The following is a 12,482-nucleotide window of genomic DNA, read 5'->3' as shown; positions in this document are numbered from 1 at the left end:
GGTTTCATTCCCTCGTCTTGAGGACGTTCAGAAGATCCAGCCGGTCGAAACGCCGCCGGACCAGCAGCGCGGCGGCCAGGATTGCGGTCAGCGTCAGCAGGCTCGCGCGCGCGAAATTGGCCGGGGTCAGCACCAGTGGAATCCGGTAGAGGTCGCTGTCGAAGCCCGAGACCATGCCCTGCGCGATCAGCGCACCGATCCCCCAGCCCAGCGGCTGCGCCAGAAGCGCCAGCACGGCGGTCTCGCCGAGCAGGATCGACGCCGCCTCGGTGCGGGTGAAGCCGAGGATGCGCAGGCTGGCCAGCTCGCGCGCCCGCTCCGAGAGCTGGATGCGGGCGCCATTATAGGCGACGCCGGCCGTGATCAGCCCGGAGATCGTCAGGAACAGGATCGTGTTCCAGCGGATGTTCTGCCGGATCGTCTCGCGGAAGCTGTCGCGGACCTCGGTCAGCATGACGCTCGCCGCAAGCGTCGGCAGCGTCTTGAGCGCCGTCTGAAACTCGGGCAGCGCGGCGGGGTCCAGCGCCAGATGCAGGGCCGTGACCTGCGGTGCCCGGCCCAGCCGCGCCGCGAGCGCGTCGTGGTCCATATAGGCCCCGAGGCCGAGATATTGGCGCGTCACTGCTGCGACCGGCTCCCGGAAGTCGCGCTCCCGGTCCCCGGCGACCTCGACTTCGACCACGTCGCCAGGTCGGACCTGCAGCTGATCGGCCAGCTGGCGCGACAGCATCAGGGCCGTCTCCGGGGCCGCGACGACCCGGCCCTTGGTGTCGAGGATCCGGACCAGATCGCCGCCGGGGGGCTGGGCGGTGATCGAAAGACGCTTGGACAGGTGCCCCTTGCGCAGCGTCACGGCGAGATCGAACTGTGGCTCCACCCGCAGGACGCCGGGCAGGGCGCGGGCCTGCAAGGCCGCTTCGGCAGGCGCTTGTGCGCCAAGGACCAGCGTCGCGTGCTGGCGGTTCGCCCGGTAGAAGGCGCTGTCCATCACCACATCCATCGCGTCGATCATGAAGCTGGAGGCCACGAGGATCGCGACCCCGGCGGAGAGCCCCAGCATTGTCATCGCGGCACGGACCGGCCAGCGCAGCAGCCCGCGCAGCACCATCTTGGCGGGCTGGGAGAGCCAGCGCCCGGCCGCCAGCTGGTCGAACGGCCCCTTGCCGAAATGCGGAGGCGCGGGCGGGGCCATCGCCACCGCCGGGGCCAGCCGCGCCGCGGTCAGCGCGGCCCGCGCGGCCCCCAGCCCGGCCACCACGAGGGCCAGGAGCCCCGAAATCGCGTAGACGTCGAAACCATCCGGCCGGATCAGCCATGGAAAATCGAAGAACCGGGCGTAGATCCGGGCCATGCCGCCTGCCAGCCAGCTTCCGGCAAGCCAGCCGATCGCGATGCCGATGCAGGCCACCAGCATCGCGAGAAGTAGGTAGTGCAGCGCGATCTCCGACTTGCGGTAGCCCACCGCCTTGAGCAGGCCGATCTCGGCGCGCTCCAACGCCACGATCCGACCCAAGAGCATGTTCACCAGAAAGCCCGCGATCACAAAGAAGATCGGTGGCAGCACGACGGTCATGTTGCGCAGCTGTTGGAGCTCGGCGGCGATGAAGGCATGGCTTGGATGTTGGTCGCGCAGGCGGACGCCGGTACCGCCCCACGGGGCGAGCAGCGCATCGACCCGGTCCGCGACCTCTGCCGTCACGGCGGTCGCGTGCAGGGTCAGGGTTACGTCGTTGATGGCGCCTTCGAGGTCGAGCACTGCGCCCGCGGCCCGTTCCGGCATCCAGATGACCGCGAAGCCCGCGTCGTCGGGCATCAGCCCGCCGGGGGGCAGGCTGTAGAGGAATTCCGGGCTGCGCAACGTGCCGGTGATCGTCAGATCGAGCCGCCGCCCATTGGCGATCGCCGCAAAGCCGTCGCCGGGGCGAAAGCCGTTGGCCTCCGCAAACCGGGCGTTAACGGCAACCTCGCGGTCGCTGTCGGGGTCGGGCATCCGCCCCGAGACCAGCAGGGGCGCGTTCAGGAGCGGCGCACCGGCGGGCAGGGACAACAGCCGGCCCGAACCCGGCGCCGGTCGATCCGGCAGGTTGAGCGTGACCGGACCGACCTTTCGTACCTCGACCGAGCGGACTCCCTCGATCGCGCGTATCTCTTCGACCAGCTCGCCGGGCGCGCGGCGCACCGAGGCGAACATATCGGCGAAGCGCTGGCGGCCGTAATAGTCGTCAAGCGTGGTTTCCAGCGCTCGGATCATGCCGAAGGCGGTCAGCAGAATCGCCACGCCGCAGGCCAGCACGAGCGCGATCGCCGCGACCTGGGACCACAAGCGGCGCAGGTCGCGCAGCAGCTTGCGGTCGATGGCGCGCGCCCTCACCATCGGATGCCCTTGGCCGCGACGCGGTCGGGGTTGCGCGCGACGTCGATAACCCGGCCATCCTGAAAACGGATCACCCGATGCGCCATCCGCTCGATGTCGGCGTTGTGGGTGATGACGAGGATGGTGGTCCCGAACCGCGCGTTGACCGCTTCGAGCGCCGACAGCACCGCGACCCCGGTGCGGCTGTCCAGCGCGCCGGTCGGCTCGTCGCAAAGCAGCACTTCGGGGCGCTTGGCGATGGCCCGCGCGATGGCGACGCGCTGCTGCTCGCCGCCCGAAAGCTGGGCGGGAAAGTGATCGAGCCGCGCGTCGAGCCCGACCAGCGACAGGGCCTCGGCGGCCGGCATGGGATCCGCGGCGATGTCGGTGACCAGCTCGACGTTCTCGCGAGCGGTGAGGCTGGCCACGAGGTTGTAGAACTGGAACACGAAGCCGACATGGTCGCGCCGGTAGCGGGTGAGCTGCCGATCGGTCATCGCGGTCAGCTCCATCTCCCTGAACCATGCGGTCCCTCGCGTCGCGTGGTCCAGCCCGCCAAGGATGTTGAGCAGGGTGGACTTGCCGCTCCCCGATGGTCCGAGAAGCACCACGAGCTCCTCACTCGGTAGTTCCAGATCAACACCGTCGAGCGCGCGGACCTCGTTCGGCCCTCCGGCGCCATAGGTCTTGCTCAGCCCTTCGGTACGGAACGCGGCCAAGCCACCCGTACCAGCGTCATCGGTCGGCGGGCCGGTCTTCGACCGTGCCGAGTGGTTGCGCTGTCGGTCGCCGAGATGATCCATGGGCATCGGGGCCCCCTGTTCCGGGCGCGCCTCGGATTCCTTCTCCGAAGGACGCCTGATGATCCCGTTTCGCCTCGCAGGCATTTTGCCCGTCACGACGTCATCGGTCATCATGGGCGTCGCGATTGAACCAGTGTCCTGCCCGATGCTGCCATCATCGGTCCGAAGCCACGTTGATCTACGTCAAATGACCTCGGCGCGGGTCCGACTCCGGCAGGTCTGACCCCCGACCTGACCGGCGCTGCACGATCCAGTTTCTGTATCCCGAATTGCGGGGGGCAATGCGCGACTTGTGTCGCAACAATCGCGGCCCGAGGCGTCCCGTCGTCTCACGGGAGATCGCGGAAGAACGCGGGCCGAAACAGTCGCGTCGCGATCGCCCCGATCCCCGAAAGAACCAATGCGAGGACGAAGAGCCAGCCCAGGAACGGAATGAGGCCGATGAGTCCCGCCGCCAGCGCGCCGACGCAAGCTGCCGCCATTCGGCTGCTGATGCTGTCCGGCTCCCCCCTGCCGAACGCCAGCAACAGGCCCACCCCGAAGGAATACGCCGCTACGATGTAGCCGGCGAAACCTCCGATGAGCGCCAGTACGATCATGGCCGGTGTCAGCAGCAGCCCTATGATCGTCATCGCGAACAGCAGGCCCGCGCCGATCACCGCCGATTGCGTCAGAAAGCCCAGCCACAAGGTGCGGAACGGCCGCGCGAGGAGCTGCCGCCGCATCTCGGCAAGCCGCTCCGGCACCAGCGCCGCGATCAGCGCGGCCAGTGCGACCACCACGAGCACCCCCAACAGGAACCAGAGGATCGCTCGGCCCCAGTTCGGCGGCTGCGGCCCCTCCCATTCCTCGATCTCGCGCCGTTCGATCCGATCGGCGGGAATGACCCGGGCGGGCACCTGCAGGTTGCCGGGCTCCGCCTCGTAAACGATCAACCGTCCCGCGATCGACGCCGCGCTGCCCCATTCCACTCGCTGCGCCGCAAGGCTCACATCGCCAGCCACCGCCGCGTCGAACGCGACGTCCTCACCCATCACCATCGCATAGCCACCGACTTCGCCGCCGAGCCGCAACTCCGAGCCGGCCATCCGCAGATCGCCGCCGACGCCCGCGACGGAGACCGCACGGCCGACCGCGGTCACATCCCCTTGGACAACGCCACGGATAAACACCTCTTCGCCCGCCGCGTAGGCATCGCCGCCCACTGCGCCTTCCATGGTGATCGCGCGGCCCGCCAGATGCGCCGATCCCGTGATGTCGCTTTGCCCCGCGACTCTCTCCCCGGCCATGAACAGGTCATCCGTTCCGGCCACGGCATGGCTCACCGAGCGCCCGGCGCGAAACGAATCCTCCCCGAGATCGAAGGTAGCCGTGCGGTCCTGGGCCCAAGCCGGCACGGCGAACATGATCATGATCAAAACCAGAAGCACGCGTGCCATGGATCGCCTCCCTTCAAGGTTCTCGGGAGTCTTACGGCGAACGGATTTCTTCGCCTTGCGCTGGATCAACTGGAGGAGCTTGCCACTCTTATCGGTCACGCCCATCACGGAAAAGATGCGTCTGCTGAGGATGGAAGGATAGGCTAAGCTCACGGCCCTGCTCGGAGACCGTGTCCTCAGAGTGTGCCGCATCCGCGTCGGAAGCCGACATCGACACGGCCGATTGCTACCGGCCGGCCCTGCGCTGGGCAGGCGCTCCACGCCCGACCAGCGGGCGGGGTAGGCGACGGCGCCACGTATAGACGGCGCCTCCTCGGAAGACATGGTTCATTGCAGTCATGCCGCCCTCCATCGAGAGCAGGCCGTCCGAGATCCCCGACATCCAGTGCTGCACCGTGGTGTGACAGCTCTGTGTGACATGCCCCGGTCACGTTTCGGGGCATCAACAATATCAATGACTTGGAGAAAACCTGGCTGGGGTGGTAGGAGCCCCAGTGAAATTCCGGAGATTTTCAAAGCATTGAAAATGTTTGGTAAATTCGAGCGTGCGCTGCTTGTGTGACGTTTCAGTAGATTAGCCGTGTATCGCAGAGCGTCAAGGTTTTGCGAGGCGAGACGACGAGGAGGGAGGGTTGATCGATCATTCCATCAATCAGTGCGCTTTGGCGGTCACTTCATGGGATCTGTGTGCGCTAGGCTGCTTCGCGCTATGGTGTGGTAGTCAATGGAAATTCACGATCAATCGTGCAGCCTCGCGAATGTTATCGCCAGCTATATTGAGTGCTGATCAGACTTAGCCGCAAGCGCGAGCGATGCGACCAATGTCAAAGTTGATGGCAAGATCTTCAGTCGTACGGAAAATGGGTGGCATGGTCGCTTTCACAAATGGACGACGTAAGGCGGAAGATCAGTAGGTGCCGGGACAACGGCAACTATCTTCAGTTGGGCAATGGTTCGATCTCTAAGTTTCGAGATGTGCTGTTCGAACATCGTGGCGGCGCTGGGGCTCGCGTCATTGAGGAGTAGTTCTACGATGATCCTCAGCTCGATCACCGATGAACGATCGCTTGGCATGCCGAGCCTGAACAAGGCCGAATGCGAGGCCTGCAAGGTTTTGCGGTTCGACGCCACGTAGTCGGCCAATTCGGAGTTGGGCGTGGTCAAGACCGCGAGATCGATGAAGCGGCCCATGATTTCGAACCATTCCGCCTGATCGATATCTTCGTCGGCGCGTTCTATCGACTCGATTCGGCGCGCCAGCTCACGCAAGGCCTCTCGATCGAGGTGAGGCGCGGCAGTACGCAACGCAGCTACTTCGAGAACCGCGCGCAATTCGAAACGCTCCCTGATGATCTGTGCGGTGAGCGGTTTCAGTATCCAGCGCGAGGTCGCATTCTTGGCTACGATGCGGCGCTCCTGCAGACGACCGAGAACATCCCGGGCGACCGTCCTGCTGACGTCGTAATGCTCGGCAAGGCGGTCTTCGATGATCCTGAACTGCCCGAACACGAGGCAACGGGACAACTCCGCTTCGACCTCGTCATGGATCCGGGTCCAGTTGGGGCCGCTGGCTTCGCCCTCGGCGGGGCCGAGATCGAGACCCAGACGGCGGATGTCGATGCGCCTGGGGACGTGTCCCGGAGTGGGAACTGCTCCCACCATGTAGCCGCGACCGTCGAAGCGGCTGATCAGTCGCTGTTGTTCGAGCTGACTGAGCGCCCGCTTCACCGGCGCCCGCGACATCTTGAGGACCTCGGCGAGAGCGCTTTCGAGCAGCACCACGCCAGGCGCGAGCGTTCCGTTCTCGATGTTGAGACGAATGACGTCTTCAGCGTTCTCGAACAGCGGCTTTGCAGCTGCGCTACGACGGGTCATGGAATGGTCCCTTCAGAGCCAGGGCGATGGTGTAACTGCGGTCGAAGGCGGTGACAACGCAGGTTGGCCAAGAATGCCCACCCCCAAGGTGCTGGGGAAGTTTACAGTGATTATAGTGTACAAGATTCTTTAGTAGGCGCGCAGTAGGTATATGCCGCGCAGCTCCTCCATAGCACTGAAAACCTCCCAACACATTGATAAATATTAAGGTTTATATAGCGCCCGAACTTTGGGCGGCATCACCCTCCTTTCCGGCTTGATTCGAATCAATAATGAAGTTTGTATGCGAAGGACATTTATAGATCCTGCGATGTAGCGGGACGATCTCAGGGAGGCTGCCTTGCTCGTGCTAAAGCAGGTGTCCAAGTCCTACGGAGCGACGGCTGCTCTCCACGGCTTGGACTTCATCGTGCCGCAGGACCGCTATGTATCGCTGCTTGGAGCCAGTGGCTCAGGCAAGACCACGTTGCTGCGTCTGATTGCCGGCTTCGAGGAGCCGGATGCAGGCCGTATTCTGCTCGACGACGCGCGGCTCGACGGGATGCCGACGCATGAGCGCGATATCGGTTTCGTATTCCAGAATTTTGCCCTCTTCCCCCATCTCAGCGTGGCGGAGAACGTGGCCTTCGGGTTGAAATACCGCGCAAACGATCGGGTGACCGATGCAGAGGAGATCCGGGCGCGCAGCAATGACATGCTCGATCTCGTGGGTCTGAAGGGCTTGGGCGGAAGGGCGGTCGGGGCGATTTCCGGCGGTCAGAAGCAGCGTGTCGCCTTGGCGCGCACCTTGGTCTGCGAGCCGCGCGTGGTGCTGCTCGACGAGCCGCTCGGGGCGCTCGATGCCAACCTGCGCGAACGCATGTGCGACGAGCTGCGACAGATTCGTGCCCGGCTCGGAGTGACCTTCCTGCACGTTACGGGTAGCGAGACCGAGGCGCTCAAGATGGGCGACGAGGTCGCAGTGCTTTCAGGCGGTCGGATCAGTCATTCGGCCACGCCGTCCGAGCTTTTCACACAGCCAGCCAATGCCGAGACGGCCCGACACCTCAACGCCTACAACACCTTTGTAGGCCAGATCTCAAACGGCATGCTGAAGACACCCGAAGGCTTGCTGGGGCTGCCACATAGCAGCAACTTGGCTGAAGGCACCACGGCTGAGATGTCGGTCCGTTTCGATCGGATCGCGGTTCTTGCCCCAGAAAGCGCGACCGACGGTCGGATGGGGCTGCCCGCGCGCTTCATCACCTCGGAATTCAACGGCTCGACCCGGCTGTGCTTCTTCCGCGCCCTCGACGGCGAACTGATCCAAGTGCTCGACCATCTGAGCGCGCCACGTCTGCCGGATCTCGACGAAGGCAGCGCCTATGAGCTGCGCTTCGATCCCGAGGACGCCATCCTTCATCCGCAAAGGGCTGCCTGATGATACAGACTGCCACGCCGGCCGCCGTGCCGCCCGCTGCCCCGCCTGCGCCGGACGCGCGCCATTCCCCGGCCTTGAAACGCGCCCAGCGCGACCGGCGCCGCGCGCTCTTGCTGCTCAGCCCCGGTGTGCTGTGGATGCTGCTCTTCATGGTGCTGCCGCTGCTGATGGTGGTCTACGTATCGTTCTGGACCCAGACCACCTTTGCGGTTTCGCCCGATCTCACCACCGCAAGCTGGGAACAGTTTCTCGGAAGCTCGACCTATCTCTCGTCGATCTGGACCACGCTGAGGATCTGGGTCGTAGTGCTCGCGACGACGCTGCTGATCGGCTATCCGGTGGCGCTGTTCATCGGCTTGATGGTCCGCTCCAAGACGCTGCAGACGGCACTGCTCGTGCTGTGCGTGATCCCGTTCTGGACCTCGTTTCTCATCCGCGTCATCGCTTGGCGCCCGATGCTTGGCACCGAGGGCGCGATCAACACGATCTTGATGAACCTCGGGCTGATCGACGCGCCGCTCACCTTCCTTCTGTTCTCCGAATTCTCCGTCGTCGTCGGCATGACGCAGATCTACTGCGTCTTCATGGTCGGCCCGATCACCTTTATGCTGGCGCGCATCGACCCCTCCATCCTCGAGGCGGCGCGCGATCTGGGCGCGGGCTTCGGTCGGATCTTCTGGAAGATCATCCTGCCACTGTCGCTTCCCGGTGTTGTCGTCGGTGCCGTCTTCGTCTCGGTCATGGTGCTGGGAGAGTTCGCCACCGCCGCGTCGCTCTCGGGGCGCAAGGTCAACCTCTTGGGCAACATCATCGTGAGCCAGGTGGGATCGCTGAAATGGGCCTTCGCCGCCGTGGCAGGCGTCGTCCTTACCGTGATCATCTCGTTCATCATTGGCGTGCTGCTGCGCTTCGTCGATCTGCGAAAGGAGGTGTGAGATGGAAGTGCGCTTTCTCAAGCCCGTTCTCGCCGTCTATGCTGGCCTGTTCCTGTTGTTTCTCTACGGCCCCCTGATCGTCCTCGCGATCCTGTCCTTCCAGGGACCCAACGGCGGGCCGCAGTTCCCGGTGCAGGAATGGTCGACTTACTGGTACCGGCACTTGTTCGGGCTGGTCGACAATGCCCGTGTCAGCCAGCTCCCGGTCGGAGAAAGCCTCGTGCGCAGTCTGGTGCTGGCACTGATGACCACGGTGGTGGCGACCGTGCTGGGGGTGATGAGCGCCGAAGCCTTTCGCACCCGCTTCAAGGGCTCCGGTCCGGTCTTCTACCTGATCGTTCTGGGTATGATGGTGCCGGGCGTTCTGGTCGGCCTCGGTGTGGCGCTCCTGTCTAACCAGCTCGGCATCGACCGCGCCTGGTGGGGCACGTCCTTCGTGCTGCACGTGGTCTACACCTTCCCGTTCGCCTTTCTCGTGATGTTGGCGATCTTCAATCGCTTCGACCGTTCGATCGAAGAGGCCTCGATGTCGCTGGGCGTCTCTCCGGCGCAGACGTTCCGGCGGGTGACCTTCCCGGTGATCTTTCCGGGCGTCCTGTCGGCGATGCTGTTCTCCTTCACGCTGAGCTACGACGAATTCGCCCGCACGCTGTTCACCTCGGGCGCACAGCTGACCCTGCCGCTGTCGATCTACGGGACCTTCTCGGTCGAGATCTATCCCAACGTCTTCGCCTTCGGCCTGCTGACGACGCTGTTCTCCTTCACCCTCTTGGCGATCTACGCGCTCTTGATGATGCGCTTTGTCGGCCGCGCCAAGACACGCGCGACGGAGGAGGCGTGATGCGCGGCGCCATCGTCACGGGCGCGGGCTCGGGCATCGGAGCCGCGATCGCGTCGCGCCTCGCGCGCGAGGGGTATGCGGTCGGGGTCAACGATCTGACGATCGACGCAGCGCACGCCACGGTCGACCGGATCGAGGCCGACGGCGGGAAGGCACTGGCCCTTGTCGCCGACGTATCGGACGAGGCCGCGGTCGCGCGGATGGCGCAGGAGATGCGGGACGGCCTCGGGTCGCCCGAGTTGGTCGTCAACAACGCGGGCTTCGGCCATCAGGCGCGCTTTGCCGACATTTCAACCGAGGCCTTCGACAAGATCTTTGCGGTGCATGTGCGCGGCACCTTCCTCGTCACGCGCGCCTTTCTGCCCGCCATGATCGAGGCGGGGCGCGGCTGTGTCGTGAACATCGCCTCTCAACTGGGGCAGGTGGGCGGTGTCGAGCTGGCGCATTACGCTGCCGCCAAGGGTGCGGTGATCGCCATGACCAAATCGCTCGCCCGCGAGGTGAGCGCGCAAGGCGTTCGGGTCAATGCCGTGGCACCCGGACCGATCGAGACGCCGCTTGTTGCGGCGCTGTCGGAGGACTGGCGTCGCGCCAAGGCCGCCGAACTGCCGCTGCGCCGCTTCGGACAGCCATATGAGGTGGCAGGCGCCGTGGTGTTTCTCGCCTCGGACGACGGCGCGCTCTTCGTGGGCCAGACGCTGGGGCCGAATTCCGGAGATGTGATGCTGTGAGCGAGGGATTTGACATGACGCATGACGAGGGGCGCACGGTTCTCGTGACAGGCGGGGGCATCGGCATCGGCCGCGCCGCCTGCGAGGCATTCGCGGCACGAGGCTGTCACGTGGTGGTGACGGATGTGCTCGAGGCCGAGGGCCGGGCGGTCGTCCAAGCCATCACGGAGCAGGGCGGCAGCGCCGAATTCGCGGCCCTCGACGTGCGATCGACCATGCAAGCCGATGCGCTGGTGGCCGATGTGGTGGCGCGGCGCGGGGGGATCGACGTGATCGTCGCCAACGCGGGCATCGCCCACAAGGTGCCGCTCGACCGGCTCTCGGACGAGAAATGGGATGAAACCCATGACATCGATCTCAAGGGCATGCTGCGGGTGATCCGCCCGGCCGTGCCCGCGATGAAGACCCGTGGGCAGGGGACGATCATCTGCCTGTCGTCGATCATGGGCGTGGCCTATGGTTGGGACGAACATGTCGCCTATTCGGCCGCCAAGGCCGGCGTGGTGGGGCTCGTGCGCGGGCTTGCCACCGAGCTTGCGCGGGACGGCATCCGGGTCAACGGCGTCGCGCCGGGCTATATCCGCACCGCGCAGCTCCTGTCGGCCGAGAACTCGCTTGGCCCCGACGCCGCGGCGATGGCCTCTCCCTACATTCCGATGGGACGCCTGGGCGAGCCCGCCGAAATCGCCGGTGTCATCGCATTTCTAGCATCCTCCGCGGCCTCCTACCTCACCGGGCAGGTGCTGACGGTCGACGGTGGCCTTCTCGTCGGCCGCTATTGAACACCAACAAGATCAACAGGGAGACTACAATGAAACGCACATCTCATCTGACCCGGCGCGGGCTTTTGCGCAGCGGCGCGGGCCTGGGCGCCGCGGCGGGCCTCGGCCTTGGCGGGCTGCCCTTCGGCGGCGCCGCCTTCGCGCAGGCCTCCCTGGGGGACCAGCAGCTGCGCACCACCGGCCTCTCGACCACCGTGCAGGACCGCATCCTGCAGATGTTCCAGGAGGCTTCGGGCGTGGGATCGGTCTCGGGCACGCCCTCGACCTATCCGGACGCGCAGACCCGCATCCTGTCGGGCTCGTCCGATTACGATTGCTGGGAGATCATCGCCGAGCGCCTTCCAGCGCTGATCGCCACCGACAATGTCGAGACCATCGCCACCGCAGACCTGCCTAACTGGAACGCGATCCGCGATACCTTCACGACGCCCTCGGACAAATGGGCGCCAAGCGCGCAGATCGCGGGCCAGATCTGGGCCGATGAAGCGCAGACCCAGCTGCTGATGGTGCCGGCCGTCTACAACTACGATTCCATCGGCTACAACCCGGACGTGGTGAGCGACGAGGAGGCCAATACTTGGACCGCCCTCTTCGACGAGAAGTGGAAGGGGCGCTCGGGTCTCAACATCGACCCGCTCATTGCCATCGGGCAGGCGATCCTCGCGATGAACTCGCTGGGGATGCTCGAGGCCCAGAACCCCGGCAACCCGACCCGAGACGAGATCGACGAGGCCGCCAAGTTCCTCATCGCCAAAAAGAAGGCCGGGCAGTTCCGCGCGCTTTGGGGCGATTTCGGCGAGCTCGTGAGCCTGATGGCGTCGGGTGAGATGGTCGTCTGCGATGCGTGGCAGCCCGCGGTCATGGCGGTGAAGGCGCAAGGCAAGCCATCCCGCTACGCCTCTCCCAAGGAAGGCACCCGCGGTTGGGCGATCGGGCCGTCGATGCTCAAGGGCACGCCGAACCGCGAGGCCGTCATCGCCTATGCCAACTTCTGGCTCTCCGGCCCGCCCGCGATCACCGTGACGGAGCAGGGCTACTATTCGCCCTCGACCAAGATCAAGGAGGCCATGGAGCCTGCGAAATACGCCTTCTGGTACGAAGGTCAGCCTTGGGTCGGCGCGCCCGAGCGCGGCATCAACGAAGGGGATCTGCGCGACGGCGGCTCGCTCGATGAGCGGTCCCAGAACGTCGCCTACTGGCACCAGTGGCCCGATGAGTACGACCACCTGATCATGCGCTGGGACGAGTTCCTCAACGCCTGACCCGACATCGCGCGTCCCGGCCGGACCGGGACGCGCGCCCC

Annotated in this window: 10 protein-coding genes; 6 read left to right on the top strand and 4 right to left on the bottom strand. The window is 65.3% G+C overall.

What is annotated here, in order from left to right; all coding sequences use genetic code 11:
• Window positions 1-4: 4 nt before the first annotated feature.
• The 4 genes from AADJ02_RS02605 to AADJ02_RS02590 all read right to left on the bottom strand — a co-directional run bounded on the left by AADJ02_RS02605 (window position 5) and on the right by AADJ02_RS02590 (window position 6,470).
• On the bottom strand, window positions 5-2,374 hold the full coding sequence (locus AADJ02_RS02605) for an ABC transporter permease (protein WP_341211437.1): 2,370 nt from the start codon (window positions 2,372-2,374) through the stop codon (window positions 5-7).
• Complete coding sequence (locus AADJ02_RS02600) at window positions 2,368-3,156, bottom strand: ABC transporter ATP-binding protein (RefSeq protein WP_341211817.1); 789 nt, start codon at window positions 3,154-3,156, stop codon at window positions 2,368-2,370. The genes AADJ02_RS02605 and AADJ02_RS02600 overlap by 7 nt, the downstream gene beginning before the upstream one ends.
• A gap of 329 nt (window positions 3,157-3,485) precedes the next feature.
• Window positions 3,486-4,700 carry a hypothetical protein gene (locus tag AADJ02_RS02595; RefSeq protein WP_341211436.1) on the bottom strand — a complete coding sequence of 405 codons (1,215 nt, stop codon included), beginning with the start codon at window positions 4,698-4,700 and terminating at the stop codon, window positions 3,486-3,488.
• Window positions 4,701-5,474: 774 nt separating this feature from the next.
• Window positions 5,475-6,470 carry a GntR family transcriptional regulator gene (locus AADJ02_RS02590; protein ID WP_341211435.1) on the bottom strand — a complete coding sequence of 332 codons (996 nt, stop codon included), beginning with the start codon at window positions 6,468-6,470 and terminating at the stop codon, window positions 5,475-5,477.
• A gap of 346 nt (window positions 6,471-6,816) precedes the next feature.
• Between AADJ02_RS02590 and AADJ02_RS02585 the strand changes: the two genes are divergently transcribed.
• The 6 genes from AADJ02_RS02585 to AADJ02_RS02560 are packed head-to-tail and all read left to right on the top strand — an operon-like array spanning window position 6,817 to window position 12,441.
• Window positions 6,817-7,890, top strand: coding sequence for an ABC transporter ATP-binding protein (locus AADJ02_RS02585; RefSeq protein WP_341211816.1), 1,074 nt, complete (start codon window positions 6,817-6,819; stop codon window positions 7,888-7,890).
• Window positions 7,890-8,825 (top strand): ABC transporter permease, encoded by a 936-nt coding sequence (locus AADJ02_RS02580; RefSeq protein WP_341211434.1) that lies wholly within the window; start codon window positions 7,890-7,892, stop codon window positions 8,823-8,825. Before AADJ02_RS02585 ends, AADJ02_RS02580 begins: the two co-directional genes overlap by 1 nt.
• Before the next feature lies 1 nt (window position 8,826).
• Window positions 8,827-9,666 (top strand): ABC transporter permease, encoded by an 840-nt coding sequence (locus AADJ02_RS02575; protein ID WP_341211433.1) that lies wholly within the window; start codon window positions 8,827-8,829, stop codon window positions 9,664-9,666.
• Entirely contained in the window at window positions 9,666-10,397 is a 732-nt protein-coding gene (locus tag AADJ02_RS02570; protein WP_341211432.1) for a glucose 1-dehydrogenase, read from the top strand. Before AADJ02_RS02575 ends, AADJ02_RS02570 begins: the two co-directional genes overlap by 1 nt.
• Window positions 10,394-11,179: an SDR family NAD(P)-dependent oxidoreductase gene (locus AADJ02_RS02565; protein ID WP_341211431.1), complete on the top strand. Its 786-nt coding sequence runs from the start codon at window positions 10,394-10,396 to the stop codon at window positions 11,177-11,179. Before AADJ02_RS02570 ends, AADJ02_RS02565 begins: the two co-directional genes overlap by 4 nt.
• A 29-nt stretch (window positions 11,180-11,208) precedes the next feature.
• Complete coding sequence (locus AADJ02_RS02560) at window positions 11,209-12,441, top strand: extracellular solute-binding protein (protein ID WP_341211430.1); 1,233 nt, start codon at window positions 11,209-11,211, stop codon at window positions 12,439-12,441.
• The last annotated feature ends 41 nt before the right edge of the window (window positions 12,442-12,482 follow it).

The sequence above is a fragment of the uncultured Limimaricola sp. genome (genome assembly GCF_964022235.1).
In the GTDB taxonomy this organism is placed as follows: domain Bacteria; phylum Pseudomonadota; class Alphaproteobacteria; order Rhodobacterales; family Rhodobacteraceae; genus Limimaricola.
Note: the sequence above shows the minus strand (reverse complement) of the source record. Positions and strands in the feature narration are given on the sequence as shown.

Coding starts and splice junctions, on each gene's coding strand:
- AADJ02_RS02605 (WP_341211437.1), bottom strand. CDS start 2,374: ATGGTGAGGGCGCGCGCCATCGACCGCAAGCTGCTGCGCGACCTGCGC.
- AADJ02_RS02600 (WP_341211817.1), bottom strand. CDS start 3,156: ATGGATCATCTCGGCGACCGACAGCGCAACCACTCGGCACGGTCGAAG.
- AADJ02_RS02595 (WP_341211436.1), bottom strand. CDS start 4,700: ATGGGCGTGACCGATAAGAGTGGCAAGCTCCTCCAGTTGATCCAGCGC.
- AADJ02_RS02590 (WP_341211435.1), bottom strand. CDS start 6,470: ATGACCCGTCGTAGCGCAGCTGCAAAGCCGCTGTTCGAGAACGCTGAA.
- AADJ02_RS02580 (WP_341211434.1), top strand. CDS start 7,890: ATGATACAGACTGCCACGCCGGCCGCCGTGCCGCCCGCTGCCCCGCCT.
- AADJ02_RS02575 (WP_341211433.1), top strand. CDS start 8,827: ATGGAAGTGCGCTTTCTCAAGCCCGTTCTCGCCGTCTATGCTGGCCTG.
- AADJ02_RS02570 (WP_341211432.1), top strand. CDS start 9,666: ATGCGCGGCGCCATCGTCACGGGCGCGGGCTCGGGCATCGGAGCCGCG.
- AADJ02_RS02560 (WP_341211430.1), top strand. CDS start 11,209: ATGAAACGCACATCTCATCTGACCCGGCGCGGGCTTTTGCGCAGCGGC.